The 3,851-nt window shown below is 37.8% G+C and carries 6 protein-coding genes; all 6 read left to right on the top strand.

What is annotated here, in order from left to right; genetic code table 11:
* The first annotated feature begins 60 nt into the window (after positions 1–60).
* Positions 61–414, top strand: coding sequence for a hypothetical protein (locus ABFC98_00985; GenBank protein ID MEN6444601.1), 354 nt, complete (start codon positions 61–63; stop codon positions 412–414).
* 14 nt (positions 415–428) lie between these two features.
* Positions 429–1,199 carry a 5'/3'-nucleotidase SurE gene (surE, locus tag ABFC98_00980; GenBank protein ID MEN6444600.1) on the top strand — a complete coding sequence of 257 codons (771 nt, stop codon included), beginning with the start codon at positions 429–431 and terminating at the stop codon, positions 1,197–1,199.
* Between the two features lie 2 nt (positions 1,200–1,201).
* Positions 1,202–1,852, top strand: coding sequence for a protein-L-isoaspartate(D-aspartate) O-methyltransferase (locus ABFC98_00975; GenBank protein MEN6444599.1), 651 nt, complete (start codon positions 1,202–1,204; stop codon positions 1,850–1,852).
* Positions 1,853–1,855: 3 nt separating this feature from the next.
* Positions 1,856–2,338, top strand: a complete 483-nt coding sequence (locus ABFC98_00970) for a cyclic nucleotide-binding domain-containing protein (GenBank protein ID MEN6444598.1) — start codon at positions 1,856–1,858, stop codon at positions 2,336–2,338.
* Complete coding sequence (locus ABFC98_00965; GenBank protein ID MEN6444597.1) at positions 2,338–3,399, top strand: AI-2E family transporter; 1,062 nt, start codon at positions 2,338–2,340, stop codon at positions 3,397–3,399. The genes ABFC98_00970 and ABFC98_00965 overlap by 1 nt, the downstream gene beginning before the upstream one ends.
* 11 nt (positions 3,400–3,410) lie before the next feature.
* Positions 3,411–3,851 (top strand): aminotransferase class I/II-fold pyridoxal phosphate-dependent enzyme (locus ABFC98_00960; GenBank protein MEN6444596.1); only part of this gene is annotated, 441 nt, incomplete at its 3' end.

The raw sequence follows: 3,851 nt of genomic DNA, 5'->3' as shown, positions 1-3,851 counted from the left end.
GAATTTTTCCGCTTGACAGAAAAGATGATTTTATACACAATGATATAAGAGGATTAATTTATGGCAAAAAAACACTCTGCAATAGTGCAAGAACTTGATCTGGATAAAGTTGAGGGTTATACGATTGCTCAAAAGAAGTATTATACTTCATTAGGTTGCAAACCCTATCTGGCTGAAAATGGAAAAGTAAAATGGCTTAGACCAGACCAGCATTCCTTAAGGATAAATGCTAATTTAAAAAAGCATAATGCAAAACGGTTATTTTCGCACAGAACAGTTCAATACACTCATAAGCACAGACATAGACCCAGTTTTATAAAATTTATCAAACGAAATTGGTTTTTTACTCTTTTATTCATCATCATTCTATTAGCTGTAATATATTTATTGCTTAATCCTCAAATCATATTTTAGGAGAGAAGACATACTTGAAGATATTATTGGTAAACGACGATGGCATATTTGCTCCCGGAATTAGAGCACTGGCTAAAGAAATGAAAGCGGCGGGACATCAGATAACAATTGTAGCCCCAGATTGTGAACGCAGCGCTGCTTCACATTCTTTAAGCATCAGAAAAAAACTGAAAGTGAATAAAATAGCGGAAAATGAATATGCCGTAAGTGGCACGCCGGTTGATTGTTCCGTTATCGCTTTGCAAAAAATACTTACCGAACCGATGGATTTGATTATTTCTGGAATCAATGCTGGACAAAATATGGGAGAAGATGTTTTATATTCAGGAACAGTGGGTGCGGCTATGGAAGCCGCTCTTTTGGGTAATAGAACTATTGCCGTTTCCATTAATTCTTATCATAACCAGAAATTTGAAGTGGCTGCTTTCTGGATAAGGAAGATGCTGGATATGGGCATAGCTGATTTGGCAGAACCCTTTGGTGTTTTAAATATCAATATACCCAATCTTCCTATAGACGCAATCAAAGGTATTCGTTTAACTCGCACGGGTCATCGTAAGTATTATAATTTCGTGAAGATTTTGGAAGAAAAAGACGATAGTTTTACTTATGAAGTGGGAGGTGATATTCCTGTTTGGGACAATGAATCCGGAACCGATGCAGAAGCAGTTTCCAATGGTTATATTTCGCTTACTCCTTTGGGTTTTGAACTTACCAAAGGCGAAAGTTTCCCCCGCATATTAAATTGGCTGGAAACAAATAACTTGTTACAGTTAGAGACCTGAAAATGCGTTTTGAAGATCAACGGCAACTATTGGTAAATGAACTGAAATTGGCAGGCATTACTTCTTCAGCCATTTTATCCTCGTTCGCCAAAGTTCCCAGAGAGGATTATGTTCTAACTGATTGTCGCGAATATGCTTATCAAAATCGTCCCTTACCCATCAAAGACGGGCAAACCATATCTCAGCCCTTAATGATAGCTATTATGTTACAATTGCTTGATTTACAACCCACCGACATTGTTTTGGAGATTGGAACTGGAAGTGGATATCAAAGCGCCTTGCTTGCCGAAATTGTGAAAGAGGTCTGTTCAGTGGAACGATTGGAAACACTTTCTTTAAATGCTCAAAAGATTTTACGCAATGCCGGCTACAAAAATATATATTTTAGAATTGGAGACGGACATAATGGCTGGGAAAAAGCATATCCGCCTTATAAGGAATTTAACAAAATAATTGTTTCTGCCGCCGCGGAAGAAGTTCCCCCTCGCCTAATCGAACAATTGGCAATAGGTGGAAAATTGGCAATTCCCATCGGTAAATCCGGTTACCAAGTTCTGCATATCATCAATAAAACCAATGATGGAATAGAAATAGCTGAGGCAGGTGGCTGTTCCTTCGTTCCTCTTGTTTATGATAATAACACTTTGAGGTAAAAGATGTTAAAAGATATTTTCGCCTGGTTGAAAGAAGTCCTGAAAAAACCTGATAAATATGCGGATTTGAAAAATTTTCCTGTCCTAAGCGAGCTGAATTCGTTTGAACTCTATTTACTAAATAACTTTTTACACAAACGCACTTTCGCAGAGGGAGAAGTCCTTTACGAAAAGGGACATCCTTTGGAAGTAGTTTATTTCATTCTTTCCGGAAAGATTGAAGCCAACGGTTCCATCTATCCTGCGGGGCATAATATTATTGGAGCGAACCAGGTTTTGGGCATTATTGATATGTTCAATGAAGAAACTCGTAGCTGTTCTGCCAAAGCCATTACGACTACTTCCGTTTATGCTATCTCGCGTTTTGACTTGATGGAATTGATAAAGCAGAATCCGCATTTAGGCATAAAGCTATATACGGCATTTTGTAAAATGCTTAGTAACTACATTTTTAAAATTACGGCAAAACAGGAAACAGCAGATTAATGAACTGGACAAGGTTGGTCTTTTATACTCTCTTATCTGCACTTCTCATTTTGGGTTTGTTTTTTTACCATTCCATCATTTATTACCTCGTCTATGCTCTTATTTTTTCTTATATTCTTGATCCTTTTGTCGGCTGGTTTGAGCGAAAACACTTTCCCCGCTGGCTGGCTGTAATTACAATTTATCTTATTATCGCGGGAGTGATTGCTTGGTTCACTTCGCGTTTAGTTCCAGCTTTAATTCAGCAAGGCAATAATCTGTTTAATATTTTGGCAAGCGGAGAACAGCTAACTGGAAGATATATGGTAACATTACCTTTCGTTAGCAATATTTACGATTTTCTGGCAGAGCTGGATACCAAAATTCCCGGCTTAAGCATAGCCCCAAAATTTGTGGAATTGTTAGATCAGACCAATGCTTTTCTGGCAAAAATCCCCAAGTTGTTGATAGATAATTACAAAAAGATCTTTTCCACTATTTCCGTCATTATTACGGTTCCCTTGATCAGCTTCTTTTTATTGAAGGATAAATACAAGCTTCGCAAAAGCATCATCGGTATGTTCCACAATCGCTATTTTGAACTTTGTATTATTATGATGAGGAAAATTGACAGCACAGTAGGCAACTTCTTACGCGCTATCTTATTTGAAATTATAGCGGTTGGCATTTTGGCATCTACTGCTTTAACCATAGTGGGTGTTCCAAATTCCGTCTTAATTGGAGCCACAGCTGGAGTAGCCAATATAATACCCTATTTTGGACCTTTTTTGGGAGGAGCTTTGGCTGTAGTAACTGTTTTAATCAATGGAGGTTCAATACTCTTTGCCCTTTATGTAATATTGGCGATGTATATCGTTCAATTGATAGATAATAATATCGTTTACCCTGTAGTTGTAGGAGGAACAATAAATATGCATCCGCTTTTAGTTCTTCTTACTTTAATTGCCGGGGGTTGGTATGGAGGCATTTTTTGGATGCTGATATCAGTCCCTCTTGTGTATATGACATACAACTTGGTTAAGGTCTTGTATAATAATCTGAAGAACTTTCAAATAATCTAAAAGAGGTAAAGGTGAGCTTACTGGATAAATGTTATAAATTTACGGATGCCCGCAAAATTATGGCTATGGGCTTTTATCCATATTTCAGAGAAATAACTTCCGAGCAGGATACAGAAGTAATCTGCAACGGGAAAAAGATGTTGATGATGGGTTCCAACAGCTATTTGGGACTAACAAATCATCCACGCGTAAAAGAAGCAGCCATTAATGCCATCCAAAAATATGGCAGTGGTTGCGCTGGCAGTCGTTTTCTAAACGGAACTCTTGATATTCACATAGAGCTGGAAAACGAATTGGCAAAATTTGTCGGCAAAGAAGCTGCCATTTGTTATCCTACTGGTTATCAGGCAAATGTGGGTTGTATTTCAACTATGGTTGGTAAAAACGACTTTGTGATCACCGATAAATACGATCATGCATCTATTATAGACGGTGCTTTACTGGCAGAAGGA

The organism is Candidatus Cloacimonas sp., from assembly GCA_039680785.1.
In the GTDB taxonomy this organism is placed as follows: domain Bacteria; phylum Cloacimonadota; class Cloacimonadia; order Cloacimonadales; family Cloacimonadaceae; genus Cloacimonas.
The sequence above is the reverse complement of the archived record's forward strand: the minus strand, read 5'-3'. Positions and strand labels throughout refer to the sequence as shown.

What these genes read in the sequence shown, in the direction of transcription:
- ABFC98_00985 (MEN6444601.1), top strand. Translation starts at nt 61, where the DNA reads ATGGCAAAAAAACACTCTGCAATAGTGCAAGAACTTGATCTGGATAAA.
- ABFC98_00975 (MEN6444599.1), top strand. Translation starts at nt 1,202, where the DNA reads ATGCGTTTTGAAGATCAACGGCAACTATTGGTAAATGAACTGAAATTG.
- ABFC98_00970 (MEN6444598.1), top strand. Translation starts at nt 1,856, where the DNA reads ATGTTAAAAGATATTTTCGCCTGGTTGAAAGAAGTCCTGAAAAAACCT.
- ABFC98_00965 (MEN6444597.1), top strand. Translation starts at nt 2,338, where the DNA reads ATGAACTGGACAAGGTTGGTCTTTTATACTCTCTTATCTGCACTTCTC.